This is a genomic window from Sphingobacterium siyangense, from assembly GCF_007830445.1.
Lineage (GTDB): Bacteria > Bacteroidota > Bacteroidia > Sphingobacteriales > Sphingobacteriaceae > Sphingobacterium > Sphingobacterium siyangense.
In genome coordinates, this window is record NZ_VLKR01000015.1 from 1 (window position 1) to 22,033 (window position 22,033).

General features: G+C 43.3%; 20 protein-coding genes. 15 read left to right on the top strand and 5 right to left on the bottom strand.

All coding sequences use genetic code 11. The annotated features are described in order from the left end of the window. Positions 1-315 (top strand): integrase core domain-containing protein (locus tag IQ31_RS14140; RefSeq protein WP_145328366.1); only part of this gene is annotated, 315 nt, incomplete at its 5' end. A 97-nt stretch (positions 316-412) separates the two neighbouring features. Here the strand turns inward: IQ31_RS14140 and IQ31_RS14145 are convergent. Beyond that, a complete protein-coding gene (locus IQ31_RS14145) occupies positions 413-598 on the bottom strand; it encodes a hypothetical protein (RefSeq protein WP_145328367.1) in 186 nt (61 codons plus the stop codon). 179 nt (positions 599-777) lie between these two features. On the opposite strand from IQ31_RS14145, the gene IQ31_RS14150 reads away from it, so the two are divergent. The 5 genes from IQ31_RS14150 (at position 778) to IQ31_RS14170 (ending at position 6,849) form a co-directional block, all read left to right on the top strand. Then, positions 778-2,235, top strand: coding sequence for an alanine/glycine:cation symporter family protein (locus tag IQ31_RS14150; protein WP_145328368.1), 1,458 nt, complete (start codon positions 778-780; stop codon positions 2,233-2,235). Further along, on the top strand, positions 2,219-3,394 hold the full coding sequence (gene nhaA, locus IQ31_RS14155; protein ID WP_145328369.1) for a Na+/H+ antiporter NhaA: 1,176 nt from the start codon (positions 2,219-2,221) through the stop codon (positions 3,392-3,394). The genes IQ31_RS14150 and nhaA overlap by 17 nt, the downstream gene beginning before the upstream one ends. Positions 3,395-3,526: 132 nt before the next feature. Then, complete coding sequence (locus tag IQ31_RS14160) at positions 3,527-5,326, top strand: chloride channel protein (protein WP_145328370.1); 1,800 nt, start codon at positions 3,527-3,529, stop codon at positions 5,324-5,326. A 234-nt stretch (positions 5,327-5,560) separates the two neighbouring features. Continuing rightward, entirely contained in the window at positions 5,561-6,202 is a 642-nt protein-coding gene (gene msrB, locus IQ31_RS14165; protein ID WP_145328371.1) for a peptide-methionine (R)-S-oxide reductase MsrB, read from the top strand. A 239-nt stretch (positions 6,203-6,441) separates the two neighbouring features. Continuing rightward, a complete protein-coding gene (locus IQ31_RS14170; RefSeq protein WP_145328502.1) occupies positions 6,442-6,849 on the top strand; it encodes a DUF6265 family protein in 408 nt (135 codons plus the stop codon). Positions 6,850-6,878: 29 nt separating this feature from the next. On the opposite strand, the gene IQ31_RS14175 is transcribed toward IQ31_RS14170, so the two are convergent. The 3 genes from IQ31_RS14175 to IQ31_RS14185 all read right to left on the bottom strand — a co-directional run bounded on the left by IQ31_RS14175 (position 6,879) and on the right by IQ31_RS14185 (position 13,498). After that, positions 6,879-7,988, bottom strand: coding sequence for a glycoside hydrolase family 88/105 protein (locus IQ31_RS14175; protein ID WP_145328372.1), 1,110 nt, complete (start codon positions 7,986-7,988; stop codon positions 6,879-6,881). A gap of 114 nt (positions 7,989-8,102) precedes the next feature. Beyond that, positions 8,103-9,809 (bottom strand): RagB/SusD family nutrient uptake outer membrane protein, encoded by a 1,707-nt coding sequence (locus IQ31_RS14180; RefSeq protein ID WP_376747258.1) that lies wholly within the window; start codon positions 9,807-9,809, stop codon positions 8,103-8,105. A gap of 332 nt (positions 9,810-10,141) precedes the next feature. Further along, positions 10,142-13,498 carry a SusC/RagA family TonB-linked outer membrane protein gene (locus tag IQ31_RS14185; protein WP_145328374.1) on the bottom strand — a complete coding sequence of 1,119 codons (3,357 nt, stop codon included), beginning with the start codon at positions 13,496-13,498 and terminating at the stop codon, positions 10,142-10,144. Positions 13,499-14,119: 621 nt separating this feature from the next. On the opposite strand from IQ31_RS14185, the gene IQ31_RS14190 reads away from it, so the two are divergent. Together IQ31_RS14190 and IQ31_RS14195 are read left to right on the top strand one after the other, a co-directional pair. Next, entirely contained in the window at positions 14,120-14,299 is a 180-nt protein-coding gene (locus IQ31_RS14190) for a hypothetical protein (RefSeq protein WP_145328375.1), read from the top strand. A gap of 158 nt (positions 14,300-14,457) precedes the next feature. After that, positions 14,458-14,754, top strand: coding sequence for a hypothetical protein (locus tag IQ31_RS14195; protein ID WP_145328376.1), 297 nt, complete (start codon positions 14,458-14,460; stop codon positions 14,752-14,754). Positions 14,755-15,140: 386 nt separating this feature from the next. Here the strand turns inward: IQ31_RS14195 and IQ31_RS14200 are convergent, their stop codons facing one another. Beyond that, positions 15,141-15,596: a DinB family protein gene (locus tag IQ31_RS14200; protein ID WP_145328377.1), complete on the bottom strand. Its 456-nt coding sequence runs from the start codon at positions 15,594-15,596 to the stop codon at positions 15,141-15,143. Between the two features lie 284 nt (positions 15,597-15,880). On the opposite strand from IQ31_RS14200, the gene IQ31_RS14205 reads away from it, so the two are divergent. The 7 genes from IQ31_RS14205 (at position 15,881) to IQ31_RS14235 (ending at position 22,031) form a co-directional block, all read left to right on the top strand. Further along, a complete protein-coding gene (locus tag IQ31_RS14205; RefSeq protein WP_145328378.1) occupies positions 15,881-16,975 on the top strand; it encodes a S41 family peptidase in 1,095 nt (364 codons plus the stop codon). Positions 16,976-17,176: 201 nt separating this feature from the next. Next, positions 17,177-17,428 (top strand): hypothetical protein, encoded by a 252-nt coding sequence (locus IQ31_RS14210; protein WP_075992363.1) that lies wholly within the window; start codon positions 17,177-17,179, stop codon positions 17,426-17,428. A 665-nt stretch (positions 17,429-18,093) separates the two neighbouring features. Next, entirely contained in the window at positions 18,094-18,285 is a 192-nt protein-coding gene (locus IQ31_RS14215; RefSeq protein ID WP_070566563.1) for a cold-shock protein, read from the top strand. 403 nt (positions 18,286-18,688) lie between these two features. Next, a complete protein-coding gene (locus IQ31_RS14220) occupies positions 18,689-19,534 on the top strand; it encodes an RteC domain-containing protein (RefSeq protein WP_145328379.1) in 846 nt (281 codons plus the stop codon). Positions 19,535-19,805: 271 nt separating this feature from the next. Next, positions 19,806-20,159, top strand: a complete 354-nt coding sequence (locus tag IQ31_RS14225) for a helix-turn-helix domain-containing protein (RefSeq protein WP_145328380.1) — start codon at positions 19,806-19,808, stop codon at positions 20,157-20,159. A gap of 26 nt (positions 20,160-20,185) precedes the next feature. Further along, positions 20,186-20,467 carry a helix-turn-helix domain-containing protein gene (locus tag IQ31_RS14230; protein WP_145328381.1) on the top strand — a complete coding sequence of 94 codons (282 nt, stop codon included), beginning with the start codon at positions 20,186-20,188 and terminating at the stop codon, positions 20,465-20,467. 100 nt (positions 20,468-20,567) lie between these two features. Further along, positions 20,568-22,031 carry a DUF3945 domain-containing protein gene (locus tag IQ31_RS14235; protein WP_145328382.1) on the top strand — a complete coding sequence of 488 codons (1,464 nt, stop codon included), beginning with the start codon at positions 20,568-20,570 and terminating at the stop codon, positions 22,029-22,031. Positions 22,032-22,033 lie beyond the last annotated feature (2 nt).

Genomic DNA, 22,033 nt, shown 5'->3' on the forward strand with positions numbered 1-22,033 from the left:
ATGCATGGTAAACCGGAGATATTCAATACCGATCAAGGTAGTCAATACACGAGTGACCTGCACACCAAAGAACTGTTAGATAACGATATATCTATCAGTATGGATGGAAAAGGCAGGGCCTTGGATAATATTTTTGATGAAAGATTATGGCGGTCTGTAAAATATGAAAACGTATATTTACAGGCCTACGATAGTCCAAGGTCTCTCCGTGCTGGGTTACGGTCTTACTTTGAATTCTACAATCAGGAACGCTTCCATCAGGGAATAAACTATAATACTCCGCAAAGCATGTATTTGCAAGCGGATGCGGCATAAAAATAGAATAACTTTTTTAGGCTTTCAAGAGCCAAAAAGTTATTTCCATTTTCAGCCCTAAAACAGAAAATACTATATAAAAATTAGAAATTTCTGTCTAAACAAACGGGCGCAGCTTAAAAGATAGCATTAGGGGAAACGCTTTGATATGATGGTTGTAACCATAAACCACCAAAATATCTCCTTCCTGCAATTGCTTATCCGGGCGAGAAAGTGCAAAAGTACTCGTCTTTATACTCCCACCGGTGGATTTTGGTGATCCGTAAAAAAAATTGTCCGACATAAATTGATCATTAAAGGAAGAATTTCAAACACGAAAACACCTTAAACACACAATCCTACACGTATATAAATAATACATATAACACATTCATAATACATAAACAAAATCTATTCGATATTTAAAGCAGCCTTGGCTGGTTTTCCCTACTTTTAGCCAGCCTACGAATTCAATGATACAACATGGACGTAATAATCAATAAAATTTATGATATCATCTGGAGTGATGCACTTGTCTACCTCTGTCTGCTGACGGGCATCTACTTTACGGTACGATTTCGCTGCCCGCAGCTTATGCAGATAAGAGAAATGGTGCGATTGCTTTTTAATGGAAACAGTTCCGACAAAGGCATCTCTTCGTTTCAGGCCTTTTCACTTGCTATTTCGGGGCGTGTTGGCACAGGCAATATCGCTGGCGTCGCTACAGCGATTGCTATGGGCGGCCCAGGAGCTATTTTTTGGATGTGGGTAATTGCGTTTTTAGGCAGTGCGTCGGCCATTGTCGAAGCTACCCTTGGTCAGATGTACAAGGAGGTAAACGATGGCGAATACCGGGGCGGACCTGCATTCTACATCCTGAAAGGGTTACGATCCAAGACTTTTGCCTGGACCTTTGCAATCGTGACGATCATCAGTACCGGATTTTTATTGCCCGGTGTGCAGAGCAACAGTATCAGCGCAGCGGTCGAGTCCGCTTTCCATGTGTCGCCGAGTATCACCGGATTGGCTATTGCCGGGCTACTGGCGATTATTATCATCGGTGGAGTAAAGCGGATCAGCACCGTTGCCGAATATGTTGTGCCGTTTATGGCGGGCGCCTATATTCTGATGGCTTTAGTTATTATTGCCCTCAACTTCACGGAGATCCCTGGCGTTATCGCCCTGATTGTAAAATCGGCTTTGAACATGGAAGCTACTTTCGGCGCTATCGCCGGCATGGCAATTTCGTGGGGTGTTAAACGGGGTATCTACAGCAACGAGGCCGGCCAGGGCACAGCACCACATGCAGCAGCCGCTGCAGAAGTATCCCATCCGATCAAGCAAGGCCTGGTCCAAGGATTTTCGGTGTATGTGGATACCATGTTTGTATGTACCGCCACAGCTTTAATGATTCTCTTTACCGGCCAGTACAATGTTGAAAATCCAGCCGGAGGATTTCTCGTTCAACATCTTCCGGCAACGGAAATGGGACCAGCTTTCACCCAACAGGCTGTGTCACATCATTTCCCCAACATTGGAAATGCTTTCGTCGCGCTGGCATTGGCCTTTTTTGCGTTCACGACTATTATGGCTTATTACTATATCGCCGAAACCAATATCAGCTTCGTTAGCCGAAAAAAACAACATAAAACCGTACTTATCTGGATTCTGCGACTGCTCATATTAGTATCTACCTATGTCGGATGTATCAGTACAGCCAAATCTGCCTGGACCCTGGGCGACATTGGTGTCGGTCTCATGGCTTGGCTCAACCTGATTGCAATACTCCTGCTTCACAAAAAAGTTGTCGCCATCTATACAGACTATCAGGAGCAGCAGAGGTCCAAGAAAGACCCTGTATTCGACAATTCCAAATTTCAATTTCCGAACATGGACCTATGGTCCAAAAAGAACACGCAACACGATGAGCCAATTGATTAATCTTACCGTATTCAAAAATTTTTTCAAGTCAAGTAACGCTGGCGGCATTTTATTATTTATCTGCGTCATTTTATCCCTCATCGTAGCCAATACCGCAGCTGGTCCTGGGCTGCAATCATTTTTGGATACACCCTTTGGTTTCGATTCTGACACCGTACATTTAAAATATAGCACACTGCTTTGGATCAATGATGGATTAATGGCTATCTTTTTTCTGCTCGTGGGACTGGAGATCAAGCGTGAGATCGTGGAAGGCGAACTCTCCTCGCCTAAACAAGCATCGCTCCCGATCCTTTGCGCTATTGGTGGCGCCATTGTACCGGCGATCATCTTTTTAAGCTTCAATTCAGGGCAGGCGACAGCAGGTGGCTGGGGTATACCCATGGCGACAGATATCGCCTTTGCATTGGCCGTAATCGGTATGCTAGGTAACCGGATTCCAGCAAGCTTAAAGGTATTTTTGGCCGCTTTGGCTATCGTGGACGATCTGATCGCCATTTTGGTGATTGCTTTTTTCTATTCGTCGGGCATTGAAACCACCTACTTACTGTATGCAGGTATCGGTATGGTTATTCTCTTTGTCATGAACCGCATGAATATACAAAACCCCTATCTGTATCTGATACCAGGTGTATTTATCTGGTATTTTATTCATCATTCGGGTATACATGCTACTATTGCTGGTGTGATGGTGGCGATGACTATTCCGACCAATGATACGGACCTTGAGTCGCCCTTAGAACGTCTGGAGCATGCGCTTGTCAAGCCTGTCAATTTTTTTATTATACCCTTATTTGCATTTGCCAATACCAATATCAGCATTGAAAGCGAGATGCTTACAGGATTGGTCGCTCCGATGGGCCTGGGTATTAGCCTTGGCTTATTACTAGGCAAGCCGTTGGGCATTTTAATCATGACTTTTGTCTGCTCTAAACTGGGGATTAGTAGTCTCCCGGAAGGAAGCTCATTCAAACATATCCTGGGTGTAGGCTTATTGGCTGGAATTGGCTTTACGATGTCTATATTTATTTCCATCCTGTCCTTCAGCGACGCGCTGCATATCAAAGAAGCGAAGTTATCGATTCTGCTGACCTCACTGCTGGCGGGAATTTTAGGTTATTTGGTATTGTCGGTGTTCGGCAAAAAAAGTCGTGTATAAGCCTATTTATGTAACAAAACGTTAGTATTAATACCTACTATAAGACGATACAAATTGTTTGCTTGCAATAATGACTATATTGGCGCACGCTACTTCATCTGTCCGTAAGTTAGTGTGCTGAATAGTTCAAAAATGGCAAATTTTAAAAAGACTTTCTATAAAAAAATAGACCATATCAACCAATGGCGTATGAGAAAAGTTTCGAATCGGAACTTTATCATCATCTTGGCCTTTTTGGTCGGTATTGTTGGGGGGCTGATGGCATCCGTTTTAAAAAGACTGACTCATTTTATTGCGACAAGTATCCAGAACGATATTGACTGGAAATTAAAGTATTCTTTGTATCTGGTTTTTCCGTTGATCGGTATTCTGCTGAGTGTATTATTTGTCCGAAAATTTATCAAAGGCAAAAAAATAGAACATGGTATAACGCCGATTATTTATGCGATCAGCCGAAAAGGAAGCCGACTGGATCCCAGTAATATTTATTCACAGGTGGTGACTTCAGCCATCACCGTTGGCTTTGGAGGTTCCTGTGGTTTGGAGGCTCCCGTTGCCTTGGGCGGATCTTCTATTGGTTCAAATATTGCGCGTTTTTTTGGATTACAATATAAAGAAGTGACCATGCTACTGGCCTGCGGTGCAGCTGCAGGTATTGCTGGTGCATTTAATAGTCCTTTGGCAGGAATGATCTTTGCCATTGAAATTCTGCTACCCGAATTTTCCATTCCTGTTTTTATTCCACTGCTAATTTCCTCTGCAATGGCATCGGTGGTTTCGCGGCTGCTCTACAGTGAACCCCTATTTACGAACTTTAATTCCTACTGGCAGGTATCCGCCTTATTCTTCTACCTGCTAATGGCTGTACTGATAGGCTTATACACCGTATATTTTGCGCGCGTATCTGTTGTTGTAAACCAATGGTTTCGGAAAATCAAAAATCCTTATAACAAGGTATGGGTGAGCGGTGTTGCTTTGGGTCTTATGATCCTAATATTTCCTGCGCTATACGGCGAGGGCTATCTGACCATACAGCAAATTTTGAATGGGCAGTTCAACGCAATTGTCAAAAATAGTTTATTCTCCGAATACCATAATATCGGCTTCGTTGTTTTTGGATACACGCTATTGACGCTCTTCGGAAAATCATTTGCCGCACTCTTTACTCTTAATGGAGGTGGCAATGGTGGCGTTTTTGGTCCAAGCTTGGTGATGGGAGGACTCTTGGGGTTTGCATTTTCTTATGGGATCAATCTGACAGGGCTTGCAGAGCTAAACGTTCCTAATTTTGTTGTAGCTGGTATGGCCGGCGCCCTGAGCGGCATTATGCATGCGCCTTTGACCGGTATGTTCCTTATTGCGGAGGTGACCGGTGGCTATACATTGATGGTCCCTTTGATGCTTGTCTGCTCGATATCTTACCTCATCAATAGAACAATGCTCAAGCATTCGATCTATACCAAAGTGCTCGCAGAATCAGGTGATTTGATCTCTTATGAAGATAAAGATCGTTCCGTATTAAGCATGATGCGCATCAAATACGTTTTGGAAACGAACTTTGTGATTTTGCGTCCTGATGAAACCCCTAAATCTAGACAGCACGATATTATTCATAGCAAAAGAAATATATTTCCCATTGTGAGCCACGATGGCAAATTCATCGGAATAGTCAACAGCGAATATTTATTCTCGATTCTACTTGGTGAATTGGATGGTCTGGATACAACATTTGAAAAATTGGCTCAAAAGCCCAATGATATCGTTGTTATTCATGAAAGTATGGAATCTGTGATGTCAAAAATGAACAAAGAAGACACCTGGATCCTTCCGGTGCTTGGACCTGAGCAAAAATATCTGGGCTTTGTATCCAAATCTAGTGTATTCAATAAATACCGAGCACTGCTAATCCGCCAAGGGCATTACCTCGAATAGGAAACAATAACCGTCCAATTAAGTTTAACAATAGATTTCTTTCGGTAACTTTATTGTATTGTCTGCTTCAGGTAAAAAAGTACCGCTGTCTAAAAATTCTCCATGGATGTTTATGGAATTCCATCTCTAGACATATCTTACCAATAACGAAGCAAAGATCCTCAATTTTAAATTGATCAAAAACCAATTCGGACCTTTACATCGTATATTAAAAAACAAGAATGGAGAAACGCTATGAAACAGGTATTTTTATTATTATTACTAGGATTAGGCTTATTTATGCTCAGCAAATTTGGCTTTTCACAGAAAACTGGTGATTCCAAAATAATTAAAAAACAAGCTATGAACCCTACTGGCGAGAAAGATCAGGTTATTTATATGGCACGCAAAGCCAATCCTTCCCCCACAAAAGATACAGTTGTGTCAGCAACTTACAAAAGAAAGGACCAGAGCACACTCAAAAAAGAACTTACACCCCTGCAATATGATGTAACGCAACATCAGGCAACCGAGCGTGCCTTTGATAACGCATATAATGTTGAGTTCAGAGATGGCATTTATGTGGATATTACTACAGGAGAGCCACTATTTGTCTCGACCGACAAGTTTGAATCAAGCTGTGGATGGCCCAGCTTTTCCAAACCGATTAATCCAGACTTAGTCGACGAATTAGTTGATAACTCCCACGGCATGCGTCGCACGGAAGTGCGTAGTAAAACCGGAGACGCTCATCTGGGACATGTCTTTGATGATGGCCCTGCCGACAAAGGCGGTCTACGCTATTGCATCAACAGTGCATCTCTTGAATTTGTGCCTAAAGAAGAAATGAAGGCCAAGGGGTATGAAAAATATCTGGCCTTACTTGACAAGAAATAAAAATAATCGCTTAAACGAACCTTAGCAAAAAACTGATGCAGGTCTGCATCAGTTTTTTTGTGCGCTGCGAGTGCAAATTTTTTATTAAATTTAGTTAATTATCGCCGCATGGTAACCTTTTTAAAGCTTTCACCCAGCGGTAACAGCAATCATTTTTAAGCCTTTTGATATAACTCCAGATGATAAAATTATGTAAAGTGCTAGTCCTCTTATCCATTTTCCTTGTTTTTGTACAATGTATGGGCAGTGAACATGACCCTTCGGAGAACTTCGACTGGTTACTGGGCAAATGGCAGCGTACCAACGAAACGCCAGGTAAAAAGACCTTTGAATATTGGGTCAAAATTAACGATGCTGAATATGCAGGCTTGGCCTTTACGCTACACAACAACGATACGGTCAATCAGGAAAAAATGGCGCTACTGAAATCCGATGGAAACTGGCAATTAAAAGTGAAAACAACCGATGAAAAGGATTTCATCGCCTTTGAAATGACCATGCAGAAAGACGGGCTATTCGAATGCAATAATGACTCCCTACCCTTCCCAAAAAAGATTACCTACTGGCGGGATGGCGAAAAGCTAAAGGCAAATGTAGCCGGCGACAGCCTGCAGATTCCTTTTGAATTCAGCAAAATCAAAAAATAATCTGTTCAAACTGCCAGCCGGTCAAAAACCTAAGGGGTGCTTCCCTCCAGCAATGCATTGATACACCACATATAGGCCGCCTGCCCATGATAATCACCAGTATGGCGAGGGCGGTCATAATAATACTGTTTATCGTTCTTTTTATTGGTACCTACGCAGATTTCCGACACTGCCCCCTGATCGTCCACATATTTTGCAAGCGCCAGCCAAGCCCTGCGGGCAACGGGACCATACTGATTATCACTTAGCCAGCCCTGCTTTACACCCGATATGATCGCATAGGCAAACATCGCCGAACCGGAGGTTTCTGCCCAGCAGTCTGCCTCGTCTATCAACTGATTCCACATACCGCTCTTGCGCTGCTGTTTTTTCAGGCTCTTCATCATCGTCAGGTAGCCCTTTAATATACGGGGTCGACTGGGATGATCCTTCGGAAGCATACGCAGCAATTCAGTCATACCCGCGGCCATCCAACCATTGCCTCGCCCCCAGTAGTAAGGGACATCGGGTGCATGGTAGAACAGTCCGTTTGGACGCTGCAGCTCATCCAGATAAAGTACCATCTCCCGGGCTGCACGGTCCAGGTATTCGGCTTTGCCCGTTGCTTTAAAAGCAGCGGCCTGCACGATCGTGATCATGTACATATCGTCGATCCAGAGACGGGTCTGCCAGGAGTATCCTTTTTCCGCCCAGGCCTTCCCTTCCTGACTGGCATTTTGCGGAAGTTCCCATTGCGTATCGGCATAGGGCAAGCCCAGGTCGAGATAGCTTTTCTCTTTGGTCAGCTGGTAAAGCCGCAAAGGCAGGCTGCCAAACATATTCAAATCGACATGGTTTTTAATAGGCAGCAGCTGCGGCTCACTTACTGTTAATTTGGTGAATCGCTCTTTCATAGCCTGCATCAACTGCTGATCGCCCATTAAATGGGCGTAATTAATGGCTCCCGTCCAATAGAAGGTCTCGGGATAACTGATCCATTTCCCTGCATGCAGCATATGTTTGCCCGCGATAAAGCGGTGTGCAATGCGATGGCCGACCTCCTTGGGATCCGCCCCAGCAGGAAAATTTGCCAGGTCTGTCTGTGCACTTAAAAATTGAACCGGGAGAAACAATAAAAACAAAAAGATTTTCTTGATCATACAAACTGGTTTTTATGTAATTACGAACTGGTTTTATCTTATAAAATACGATGTTCAAAGAAATCCCGAACCGATCTTCTCTATTAAATATCGGTTGGGGACCTATTAAACGGATTATTCTGCTTTGGCTTCATCCGCTACGGCATCCTCCCATTTATCCCATACTGGAGTAGCAGGATTATAACCGTCGTAGCCGTAATTTTGCTTTAGCTGCCCTTTAATATTGGAGGTAATCGCGACATTGGGAATCGGCCAGTACATATTCTTTTTATCCATCGTGTATTTGATATCACTTAGCCCAGTGGCATTGACATGAATAATACCTTTATTGTAAAGGCTATAATGCATGATGCGCTGGTACCAGTAACTTCCGCCATTGGCATCTGTACCGCTCTGCTTATCAAAATTGTCCAGATTGTACGCATTCCCCCATTCATCCGGTTTACCACTACGGGCCAAGCAGAGGGACACCCGTTTCAATTCCACATTGCGCCACTCCTCCCAGTAGAGCTCACGGGCCCTCTCGTTCATAATATCCCCAATGCTTACCGCTCCCTGGTAGAGCTCGGTACATTTTGCGCGCTGGCGGACGGCATTTAAATCATCTTTTATCGTTCCATCGGCCGGATTAATATAATATTTCGCTTCGGCGCGCAAAAGGTAAGCCTCTGCCAGGCGATAGAGGTACCAGTCGGCGATTCCCCCATTGGTAGCACCCCGTGAACCGTCTGAACCGCTGATATTGGCTTCACTTACAGGATCATCCAAGAAAAATTTATAATGCGGCACATCGTACCAGCGACGAATGGTATCGCTGCAAAGGAGTTTGCCCGTTGCGGGATCTTTCAGTGTGACCGGTTTCCCAAAATCTTTGGAAGCTTTGTTGTTCACTTTGTAATCTTCCATCCGTACCCAGTTACCCATCTTTGAACTGTGGCGCAGGTCGCCTTCATCCGGCTTGCCATTGACAGACCATACGCCCTGCGTCTGGAATGATGTAGGGCGGAACGTTGCGATCCCGCGGCCAAAGGCGCGCATATAGTCATATTTTGCATTGTAATCCCCGCTGTTCCGTTTGATGTTCAACAAAGCCTGTTTACCATCGGCAGTCTGTATGCGGCTGTCAAAGACAAAGGGATATAAGATTCTCATGGTAAGCATTTTAACGAAAGACTCCGCATCGGCACCACGGTTGGGCATCCCCATGATCACCTCACGGTTGCTGGCGATCAGCTTGTTTTCGGGGCGGTGCATATCCCAGATCACGTTACGTGTGATGGGCCAGGTCTGCGCCTCCCCTCCATCGTTAAAGGTTCCGAAGCTTTCGGTCATCAGAGCATAGCCTGACTGGTCAATCAGGATATCCGTCTGCTCTTTGGCTTTCTGATACTCCCCTATGGCGAGGTAACATTTTGCCAAAAGCATGCGGCAGGCCCCCTTGTTGATCAGGCCGATCAGGTTCATATTTTTCTGATCAGGCACCCATTGTACAGCAAACTCCATATCCTTAGTAATCATCTGCAGAATGGCATCACGCTTGGTGCTCCGGTAATTTTGTTTGGGTACGTCGATGATGGTCGTCACCAAAGGTACATCGCCGTATTCAAAGACCAAGGCCATATAGCGGAAAGCCCGATGGAAATACGCCCGCCCTTTGTAGGCATTCCTATCCTGCTCGCTCAAGGTCTGTACCTGGTCTACATATTTGATAATGGTATTGGCATAACTGATCCCCTTGTAGGTTTCGTCCCACAGATACCAGAGGCTGTTGGAGCGGTCGAGGTTTTGATGCGTAGAGTTGTCACTTGTCGGGGTCAGCATGTTGGCGACATCCGCCAGCATGCTGCGTTTGTCGGTATTACTAGCCACCATCAGTTCGGAAAAGACATACTCTGTGCCTAGCGTCAGCATCTCGTTATGATCTGTGGCCCAATACCCCTTGAGATGGCGGTCACAGATGGCCATGGCCGACAGCAGGCCCGATTCGGTGTTAAAAGTTTCGTTAGGGATATAGATCGACAGCGGATCGGGCTGCAGAAATTCCTTCGAGCAGCTGCTTATCGCTAGCGTACCGGCGAGCAAAAAAGCGATGCTTCTGCCTGCGGATCTGGATTTTTTTAGTGTATTATTCATATACATCACAATTAATCAGGTTATAAAGATAAATTCACACCGAAAGTAAAGACCCTTGAGGCCCATCCGCTCGGGTTGTTGTCAGGATGGAAAGTCTCCGGATCGCCGTATTCCCATTCTTTGGTCCAGGTGGCCACATTCCGCACCGTCCCATACAGCTTCACCCGATTGAGGTTATACTTGGAGGTCAAGGCCGTTGGTAATGTATAGCCTACCGAGATATTGTCGAGCCGGATAAACGAGCGGTCATACAGCCGCGCAGCGCCCTCCGCGCCGATCGGTCCCTTAGCCTCGATACGGCCGTAGCGGTCCGTTGGGTTGTCCGGCGTCCAATATTCCTTTGCTGGCAGATTGGCCAGCCCATAAGCCATGCGCCCGCCATCATCGTCGTTATTCAGGTAATTGCCCGACAAGCTTTTGTGCCCCATGTATGAATAAATATTAAACGAAAAGCTGAGGTCCTTCCATAGCGTAAACTCATTGCGCATCGACCAGCGGAAACGCGGATCCGTCTGCCCCAGAAAGACCTTATCGTTATTATTATACACAGGCTTTCTGCTATCCCCATTCACGGCATCATCTGCTGTATATACATTGGCCACTTTCGGGTCACCTGGAGCCTGCCCATATTTAGCGGCTTCTGCAGCTTCATTGGCCTGCCAGATGCCCGTAACCTGATAATTCCAGATCGTGCCGATGGGCTGCCCGATAAACCAGCCATTCGAAATTTCGTCCATTTCTTTGCGGCCAACCACATTTCCATCGGCATCCAGTACATCCTGGTAGTTCTTATAGAGATGTACAATCTGATTCTTATTGTACGAAAAATTAAAGGTGGTAGACCATTGCAGATTTTCCTTTTTCAAGTTGACGGTATTTAAGGTCAATTCAATCCCCTTGTTGTCCACTTGCCCCAGATTGGTGGTGATGCTGCTGAATCCTGTAAAATTGGGCAGTTTTTGCTCCATGATCATGTCGTGGGTCTGCATCAGGTAATATTCCAGGGTACCCGAAATGCGATTTTTTAAGAATCCAAAGTCCAGTCCAAAATTCCATGCCGTGGTTTTTTCCCATTGCAGGTTCGGATTGGCCAGGCGGTCTACCATCAGGTAGCGGTATTGGACCAGTTCACCAGCCGAGTTGAGGTAGCCATGCATCTTGCCGCTGCCCGAATACAAGTTGGCGAGCGCCAGATTGGGATCTGCCAGCTGCCGGTTCCCATTTTTACCGTAGGAAACACGCAGTTTACCATAATCCATTACATCGGTCCATTTAAAGAATTTCTCTTTGGTAAAATTCCAGGCCAGGGCCACAGAAGGGAAAGTCGCGTAGGGATTGGAGGTACCAAAAGCCGAATAGCCATCCCGCCGAATCGAGGTCGTGAGCATATAGCGGTCATCGTAGGAATAAAATAAACGGGCGAGCAAAGCATCCGCCGTTTGGTGCGTATCGTAGCTATCAAAGCTGCTATTCTCCTTTGATCCATTTTTGGTATTGTGAAATCCCAGTGCATCCGAAGGCAAAATATTGCGCGCTTCAATACGATCTTTCCAGGACTGCTGTTCCTCCGCCTCCTGTACCAAGGTTACCATCAGGCGGTGCTTATCCGCAAAGCTCTGTTCCCAGCTGATGGTGTTGTTGAGCGACCAGTCAAAACGTTTGGTCTGCTCGCGGTTTGCACCGCGATCGGCCGGATTAGAACCCGGCAGCTCGGCCGACATAAAATAACGGTCATGAAAATATTGTAGCCGCGGCGAAGCGTTAAAGGAATAGGTAATGTTAAAGGGCAGCTTGACTTTCGCATTAAAAATGGAATTGAAGACCGAATAGCCCTTGTCCAGCTCCAGGTATTTCCGTTGAAAATCATAATTATACCCGCGCTGGCTAAACTGCTCACTGAGCGGATATTGTAAAGGATTGCCACTGGCATCGGCATAATCGGCGTAAGGGCTGTTGCGCAATGTCTGGTCGATATCAATATCAATATTGCCGTCGGAGCGATCCTGAAAATTCACATTGGCGCCCAATTCTAGCCAGTTGGTCACATGCGCATTGATTTTCATGTTTGCCCGCACAGCCTTGTAGGTATCGCTGACAACGGTTCCCTCATTTTTCAGGTATCCCATGGACAAGTAATAATTGACGCGGTCGCTCGCGCCACTGATGCTCGCGTTGTAATCCTGGTTAAAGCCCGTTCGGAAGGTATGATCGGCCCAATCGACCGTTTTCCCATCCAAAAAATTCTGCAGGGCATTTCCCTGCAGGCCCAGGCGGCGGCCCCAGATACTTCGGTCGGACTCCCCGTCCTCGTTGGTCGACTGCGCGCGCCAGGAATCCAGCGATAATGACGAAGGCAGCTGCCCCGGATTGAGGTAAAAACCGTAAGGCACAGTAAGGTTCCCATTATCATCCCGTATCTGATAAGCCTCATATAGACCCGTTGTCGGATTGATGCCGTAGGTATTCTTGGTATACCAATCCTCGCGGTGTTGCAGGTAAGCTTCCGGGCTGAATCTTTTGCGATATTCACTCAATTGTGTTGCTCCGGCGTTCATGGTCATATTGATCGTCGGTTTGCCCTGCTTCCCTTTTTTTGTACTGATAATAATCACACCACTTGCTGCTTTCGAGCCGTAAACAGCGGCGGCCGAAGCATCTTTCAGCACATCGATCTGCTCAATATCATCCGGATTGATTTCAGAAAGCTCGCCGTAGAAAATCATACCATCGAGTACCAGCAAGGGGTTGTTGTGCCCGCTGTTGCTATCGTAGACCGAGCGTTTACCCCGCACTTCAATGGAGCCGCCCCCTTTTGCCGAGGCATCGTAACCGATATTCAGTCCTGCCGATCCGCGGAGGATATCCTGTACGGTTTTTGGGTTTTCATTGGCAATGCGGTCTGGATGGATCTGGGTCACGGAACCTGTCAGATCCTTTTTGCGCATGGTACCATAGCCCACCACCACTACCTCGTCCAGCTCATCGGCGGACGAACTAAGGACCACATTAACGACCTTGGATGGGGTAAGGTCGACTTCCTGGCTCTTGTAGCCCAACAGTTTGAACACCAGTTTTTTTGCTTCGAGCGGCACCGAAATGGTATACGTACCATCAGCTTTTGAGGCTGTGCTGACCTTGCTGCCCAGCACACTGACTGTCACGGAGGCCAGCGGCTGCCCATTGCCGTCCGATATTTTACCTGTGATTTCGCGGTTCTGTACCGTCCCGTTTGCCGTCGAAATCAGGGGTACATTGGCTTTTAATGCAGCGGCAGGACTAGCCAGAGCGACCAGACAAAGCAGGCAGGAACAGGGTATCCATTTGCCTGCGCCGAAGCCATAAAAGCGGCTTTGTTTTAGTTTACAATTGTTTCTCATAAAGAAATATTCACTATGGGTGATTTAGTAATTTTATAATTGGCTTCCTTTGATAAAGGAATTTTAACTGTAAAATTGAATATTAGCAATTAGAAAAACAGAACTAGATCGTATCAAAAAAGTGCTATTTTGTCTCAATAACACGATTTTCGATATAAAAAAATAAACAATTGAATGATGTTGGCGACAGAGTTGCTAAAAAACTTCTAAAAAGCACAGGAGCCAAAATTTAACTACAACGTTTTCGTAATTTAACTATAACGTTTTCGTATTTTTTATATTACAGAAATACATCTGCTTTAGCCCACCTTTTTTCTCCCGCATGAGTACGCTGTAAGAAACTCTCTACCGCTCATCATATACCCCAGCTGCAAACCTAAAACTTGAGTTTAGCCTTTCTATTCGTTTTCTCTAAGCTAAGGAGTGATTCCCTTTATTGAAGTTTCTACACCGCTCAATTTAACCGCCAGTTCCAAAAACCTTGTTTTTGCCAATAGCACTACGAAGTCCTTGTGGCCAACTCAGTTTCATTTTTCTTAATGACACAAGCACAGACTCCATAACGAAGAAGAACCCAATATCTCCACGACAAGATGGCGCTCGGTAGCCGATCACAAAGATTTGGTTTACTATTTTGAAACAGTGACTAGTCCGGGGACTTTCTGGATCAATCTAAAAGATTTGGATCTGAGCGAGAAAGGTAAGGTTCTCAAACTTGATGTCGAGCAAAACAAAACTTACACTGGACTGAGCAATGGACACCTTAAAAAAGCAGAACCCTTTAAATTCATGGGACTGTGATCAAGCGGTCGTCGTCATTGCCGAAGTTGCTGTCATCACTTTGCCTGATGACGATGATTTATAAAAAGCTATTTCTGGCACCTACGCCAGAAATAGCTGATTTGTTTTTTGTTGAACTTTTTTGAAGGGAACTTTGTTCAATTCTTAAAAAAGAAGAAATGAAAGCACAAATCGGACTCGTTATCACGGCAGTTGCTGGAGCAGCACTGCTCGTATATAGACGCTGGAAACAACGTTCTGTACAAGAATCAACCGAACAGACAGATCGCAAAAACACGGGCAACCTCACGAACCCACCTTCCTGGTACCGCCCGCTTAAAATGCCCGAAATGGACAGCACTGATATTGTATCATTGCAATATGCTCCCGCAATGGCATCACCGGATAAAAATGATGCGGCGCAAGGGATTAACAAAAATATCGCTTATTACCATAAAGGCAATAGACATCAATAAGGTAGTCTTACAACTACCTCATTGATACCTCACAATCATAAATAACTACCAGGACGGCATACAACTGCGCTACTTTTGGACACGAATCCAATCCCCAAACTACATCCGTGGGGGTAGATAAAGTCCTACGAAACTTTTGCCCGAAATTGTCCGCTTTCGAACAAAGACCGTTCGAGTTCGAACATGCAACTCATTAGAAAAAAACTTTAACACCTTATTTTCAACACTTTAATTTATTGGCAATGAATTGGCAAAGGTTAATCCATAACAATTTACTATGCTTGCGAATTATTTTAAAATAGCCTTTCGTCATCTATGAAAGAATAAAGGTTTTACTGCGATAAATAGTGTAGGGTTAGCTTCTGGAATGACAGCTGCCATATTGATCATGCTATGGGTAAAAAGCGAATCATATAGCCTAGATGAAGTCCTTCATGAAAATTGTTCCATTCGAAGGTGTCGTATATTGAAGTGAGATGAAATCCTGTCCCGGTTGTCCGTTCCTGATAGGTGACAAATTTTTTGCTATTAAAATCACGGATAGTTGGCTCAATTTGTTCAAGGAGCAGTCTTTTCAGTAAGTCTGCCTCCTGTTGGGATACGGGGACTGTCGGCTTTGTTCCCGACTGATAATTGTTAAAAATTTCTTCGGGAATATGCCCTTTTACATCAGATCCGATATGAATCAATTTATGCTGTGTGGCAATGATGTGCCCAATATTCCATATCAGGTTGTTACTGAATCCTTCCGGAATGTGATTGAGCTGTTCCAATGAATAGTTTTCAAAAAACTTGAGGTAAGCCATTCTGCTCGTTTTCCATGCGTTAAAGAGTGATTCCATATCGTGCATTACATTTAGCTGAGTTATTATTAATCCCCTATTTTTGAGTTGTTTTAAGCTTATTGCTGCCCTTTCTATCGCTAGGACCTGCAGCAGGAATTGCCTTGTATTTTTCAATAATTCTTGCAGCTTTTTTCTAATGGCAAAGCTTCGATCTGGTGCAAATATACCTAAAAAATGGGGCCTTGACATCCTGAATAATCTTTTGTTCGGTTACGAGGGTATTTTCCATTTTTAGTCTATATTTGTGCAATCGACAATTATTAATATTTCTGATAATACAAATGAACAGACGCGTCCTATTTTTATGGCTATTGCTAAGTTTGCCTATTTTAAATTACGCCCAAAACTGCAATTGTGAATCCAATTTTTTGTGGGTAAAAAAAACTTTTGAAGAAAATGATGCCGGTTTTCAATATACCATCAGCAAGAAGGGCAAGGATGCCTATGAATTGCACAATAAAATGTATCTCGAAAAAGTTAAACACCTGTCCAATAATCAGGAATGTGCTACATTACTCAATCAATGGATCCGTTTCTTTCGTAATGGACATATCGGCGTAAATTATATTGGAAAAACAAAGAAGGCCGAAAAGGTTAGCGAACAAAATAAGCAGCCTATTGAAAAGGACTTAAATCCATTAAAGGCCACAAAGCCATTATTCGAAAAAATAAATGAAAACACGGTTTACCTCCGAATTCCTGATTTTGAAATAACAGAAAAAAAAGCAATTGACAGCATTGTATTAGCCAACCGAGCAACCATCTTATCGACCGAAAATTTTATTATTGATGTCAGAAATAATCCAGGCGGAAGTGATGCGAGTTATAGTAGCCTTATCCCCTTCTTATACACGCAGCCGATTAGAACCGTAGGTGCATTATTTTATTCGACAGATTTAAATAATCAACGCATGTTGGAGCTGAGTCAAAACCCCGATTTTGACGAGGAGTCTAAAAAAACGTTCAAAAACTACTACGAAAAATTGCAGGCCAATAAAGGTGAGTATGTCGATTTATTCAATAAAAAAGTAAACATAACCAAGATGGATACCATTCAGCCTTATCCCAAAAACATAGGGATCGTTATCAATGAAAATAACGGGAGCACGACAGAGCAATTTCTATTGACCGCCATGCAAAGTAAAAAGGTAAAATTATACGGTAGAACAACCAAAGGGATGCTTGATATCTCGAATGTAAATATCGTGACATCACCTTGTGGCGATATTGAACTGTACTATGGATTATCTAAAAGTTATCGTATTCCGGACTTTCCTGTAGACGACATTGGATTACAACCTGACGTATATATTGATAAAACCATTGATCCTTCGAATTGGCTAGATTTTGTGCGCGACCATCTCAATGGAAAATAAGATTAAGATAAAAAGTTTAGTTACATTTATTTTTTTTTGCAATCTGCATCACAGCGGATATTCCCGGCTCTAAACTTTTCAATTTTAGCGCCGGATCCATAAAAGAAGCAACATTTCTATTAAAATTGTCCGCAAGTGGACCAGGTTATCATTTAAACTTAGTACATCCTCTTTCGTATTTTTTTCGTATATTATCTCACTATGAAAATAGTAGACATCACAAAAGACACTTTAATCAGTGCTCAGAAAGAAGGATTTACCGTATTAATCACCAAATTTAGTTCAGATCCGTTAAACCCAACCTGGATTGTCGATAAAGTTGAAAACGACAAAATAGAAGCTAGCAAAAAAGCGCTGAGCGAAAGCTACCAGCTATGCTATTCCATTAAAGAAGCTATTCTGACGATTGATAATCGCCCTTTCATCGGAAAGTTACAGCTAAGCCATTCATAGCGCTTGATTAATACATTATCCCATGCACAATCAGCAGCATGTATTGTTTCATAAAGTAGGTGAGCTAATGCATAACAAAGAGGATTACTGTGAAACATGCGTAAGAATTATTAAAGCATGATATTTTTTTAACCTAGCGGACCAAACTATCCTTAAGTTTGGTCCGCTTCCTATTTCTGCTTTTCCAACTCATTCAATCGCCTAGTAGCTTGATTCAACCTTAAAATCAAAACTAAGCTTAGATCGCTTTCTCTACTAAATCATTGCGATCATCAAGTTGAAATGGCTCTGCCAGCAAAACATCTGCTCCGCATCGACGGCAACTCTTTCCCCTCTAGCGCTTACTGACATTGGCAGAAGAAAATAAAAAACTTTGTTTTTCAATAATTTATAACTACATTTGAATAATAATCAGGCTTCTGCCATTACTTCTTCTGACACTTTTGAGTTTACTCTTTCTTCTCAGTCTTCGTTTTTCCAGCTGCTATTTTGTTATCAACATATGAAGTTAATTACCTTTTTTCAGATTGATAGTGTCAATACGAAAAATTACAAACTTCATTTTTTGTTGACAGATCGATTTATCCTTTACCAACGCGTATGGTTAAAGGAGAGGTATGCTGCAAAAGCGTTCTAATAAATACATAATTTAATACATATATACAATGCAACAAGGAACAGTAAAATTCTTTAATGACACCAAAGGTTTTGGTTTTATTACACCAACAGATGGCGGTCAAGATGTTTTCGTACACTCGTCAGGTTTAATCAATCATGTACGTGAAAACGATACTGTAACATTCGATCTAGAAAACGGTAAAAAGGGCATTAACGCAGTTAATGTGCGAATAGCATAATTAAGTAGGAAGTTTAAAAACTTCTTTAAGTTAAGTTCAGCAGATAACATTCATGTTATCTGTTTTTTTTGTTAAAAAAGATTAGTTTAACCAAAATAGGTTCATTAAGAGTAGTTTACAAGAGCGAGAAACTCTATCGGTAACGATTTAGTAATGGTGCTTGCTGCACTGACTTTCATTTGATTACCTTGTAAATCATTGGTGCAAATATAATAAATTAAAGGGTAAAGTAGGTTGTCTTACTTTGCCCTTTTTCGTGTCTTCGTTAAAAATAAAATTTCAGAAAAATTCCCACAATGGGGTAAACCTGTGAAATTTACCTCAACATTATTTCCAAATTTTGCCATAGCAACCCCAGATGTAGCTACGAAACAATAGGCAGTAACCTCAAAATGGTAAGGCTATGGAAATCGTGTTGAGCAAAATATTATCGCAAATCCGCCGTCAGGAAGACAAACTTTCTTCCCAAATGATGCCGCCTGCGGAAGAGGCTTATCAAATGACATTGTTCCTGAATGAAATGCTGTGTGCCATAAAAGCCCAGGTCTTACAAAACGGCTTTACAGATGAGCAACAAGAGATAGACTTTTTCAAGAACATCAAACCGCAGATAATGGGAAAACTCATCTACTATAATAAGGTGTTCCGCATCGAAACTACCTGCCCCATAAACAATGCAAGGATACACCAGAGCTATTATGAGAACCAACTCAAAGTCCTGCAATCGGAATATATGGAAAGTGTCTGCAACGTGGATTTTTACAGGTATTACCGTTCCGGCAGGACAGACCGTGACCATATTTATTTCAGGCTTGGACAAATCAACTATCACGATGGATTAAAAAGCGGTGTATTTGAAATAGACCTTAGTTTTTCCACCTATTATGACAACAAGATAGCCCGTATCGTTGCCAATGAAATGCTTTACACCTACCTGCTTACCAAAATCAATCCCCAAGAAAGTCCCGATATGGTCTTGGCGAACGTAGATACCAACAAAGATATTTCGTGGACTAACTCACAGAATGCACTTATTGAACTGATATACGCCCTGTATGCTTCGGCATCTGTTTCCCACGGCAATATCGGTATCCGGCAACTGGCTTTGATTTTTCAAGTGCTGTTCCGAACGCCATTGAATGACATACATCACGCTTTTCATAGGATGAAAACCCGAAGCGGTTCCCGGACTGCATTTTTAGACCAGCTTAAAACCGCACTGGAAGAATATATGGACAAAGACCTTTAATCCGGGTAAATCATCATACATCAGGAGCAGTACATTTTTGTGTGCTGCTTTTTTTTGCTTCGTTATTCACGCTTCGCCAATATCTACCAATTGGCGAAGCCTACCTGTTTACAAGTTTTTTCTTGTCCTATTTCAACAAAATCCATAATCCATAAGGCTTTATACGAATTGCAAAAATCTTCAAAAAACTGCAAAACCAATTGGCGAGGGTTGGCGGACAAACTCTGCCACCCTTGGCAACTTTGCACAGTAAAGATTAAATACTTGTGCAATGAAAATAATAACAATTGAAGAAGAAGCCTGGATACAGCTCAACAACCGCATCAATGCCATTGCGGATTATCTGAAAAGATTGGAAGATACCAGCTATGACGACCTGTGGCTTAATAACCACGAGGTCTGCCAGTACCTACATATCAGCGAAAAGACCTTGTGGCGTATGCGTACCAACGGCGAGATTGCCTATTCAAAACTTTATGGGCAATACTTCTATACCATTGGTGCTATCCAAGATATGCTCAATGCCAATGCCATACAAAGCAGCGATGAATATGTGCAAGAGCTTATGGCGAAAGGCAAAAGCTATATCGAAAAAGGCAGAAAGCTGAACACAGGCAAAAAATAGGTATGAACCCTTAAAAGTATATCCCTATGAATATTGACAGAATGGATTTCCTGGCTTGGATGGAACGCATAATGAGCCGCTTTGATATGCTTAGCGACCATATTGAAGAACTGAAAAAGAAACACAACAGCATTGACGGAGAGGTATTGCTTGACAATCAGGATTTGCTTCAAATGCTGAAAATAAGCAACCGTTCCCTGCAACGGTATCGCTCTATCGGGAAGCTGCCTTACTATACCATTAGCGGAAAATTGTATTACAAGCTGTCCGACGTGCATCAGTTCATAAGGGAAAGTTTCAACAAATAAGAATGCCAATGAACGCCAAACACTGCCTTTGAGTGCCACTTCGGGCAGTGTAGTGAACGCTTCCACTACTTTCGGCGGTAAACTTTAAATTTTTAAGATTATGAGCGAAGAAACAACAAACAAGCAGGAAATGCCCGAACAGCTTTCGGACATATTGCTGGTGCTGGATAAGGAAAAAAAGAAAATCCAAGCCGTAAAAAGCATTGATGAGAACGGTAAAATGGAAACCGTTGACCCCACCAAGAAAAACGAAAACCAGTTTATGCGTGTGGACAAGCACGGCGATTTCTTTTCCAATTTCTTCTCCAACTTTTTCAGCCAGTTGAAGAACCCCACCAACTTTTCATTTTTCAAAGTGCCTGCACCTATCGCTGTTGATACGGCAACCGAAATGCAGAAGCAGGTAAATACCCCTACTCCCGATGGCGAAAAACTGATGAAAGAACACGAGGTAAAACCGGAAACCCCGCAAGAACAGAAACAAGAAAATAAAAAAGATATGGAAACAACACAGACAACGCCGGAAACGAGCGAATACCGCTTCAAGCCGGAACAGATTGATTGGGAAACAATGAACAATCTTGGATTAAGCAAGGAGTACCTGGAAAAAAGAAACCTGCTCGACCCCTTGTTGAGGGGTTACAAAACCAATGAGCTTGTGCCTATCGGTGTAAACCTTGACACTGCCATTGTCCGTACCGATGCACGATTGTCATTACAGCTTGCCGAAGACGGTAAGGTCGTGGCGGCAATACACGGTGTACGCAGGGAGCCTAACCTGAATATGGAATTTTTCGGGCACAAGTTTACCGATGAGGATAAGAAAAATCTGCTCCAAACGGGCAATATGGGGCGTATTGTCGATTTGAAAAACACCAAAACAGGGGAAATGATGCCGTCCATTGTCAGCGTGGACAGGCTGACCAATGAGCTGATTGCATTAAAGACAGATTTCATCAAAATTCCCGATGAAATAAAGGGCGTAAAACTGAATGACGGGCAAAAGCAAACTTTAATGGAGGGCAAACCGCTTTATTTAGAGGGAATGATTTCCGCGAAAGGAACGGAGTTCAATGCAAACGTACAGTTCAATGCAGACAAACGCTATGTGGAGTTCCTGTTTGACAGGAGCAACAATAATCAGCAGTCGCAAAGCAACCAGCAAAATAACCAACAAAGCCAATCCAATGAAATTCCGAGAACTTTCAGGGGCAAGGAACTCAACGATGAACAATACGATAAGTTCAAGGCCGGGCAAACCGTCTATGTTGATGGTTTGGTAGATAAGAAAGGTCAGAAATACCAGGGCTATATCACGCTCAACAAGGATACCAATAGAACGGAGTTCTCCTTTCAAAATCCGAACAAGCTCAAAGAGCAGACGAAACCTACCGAAGCCAACAAAACGCAGACGGCAGTCAATTCGGAGGGCAAGACCAACGAAGCGACCAAAAATATCAAAGAGCCTTTGAAGACAGGTCAGCAAACCCCGAAAGACAAAAAGCAGCAGGAACAACAGGAAAAGCCAAAAGCCCCTGCAAAATCAAGAGGCGTAAAAAGATAAAG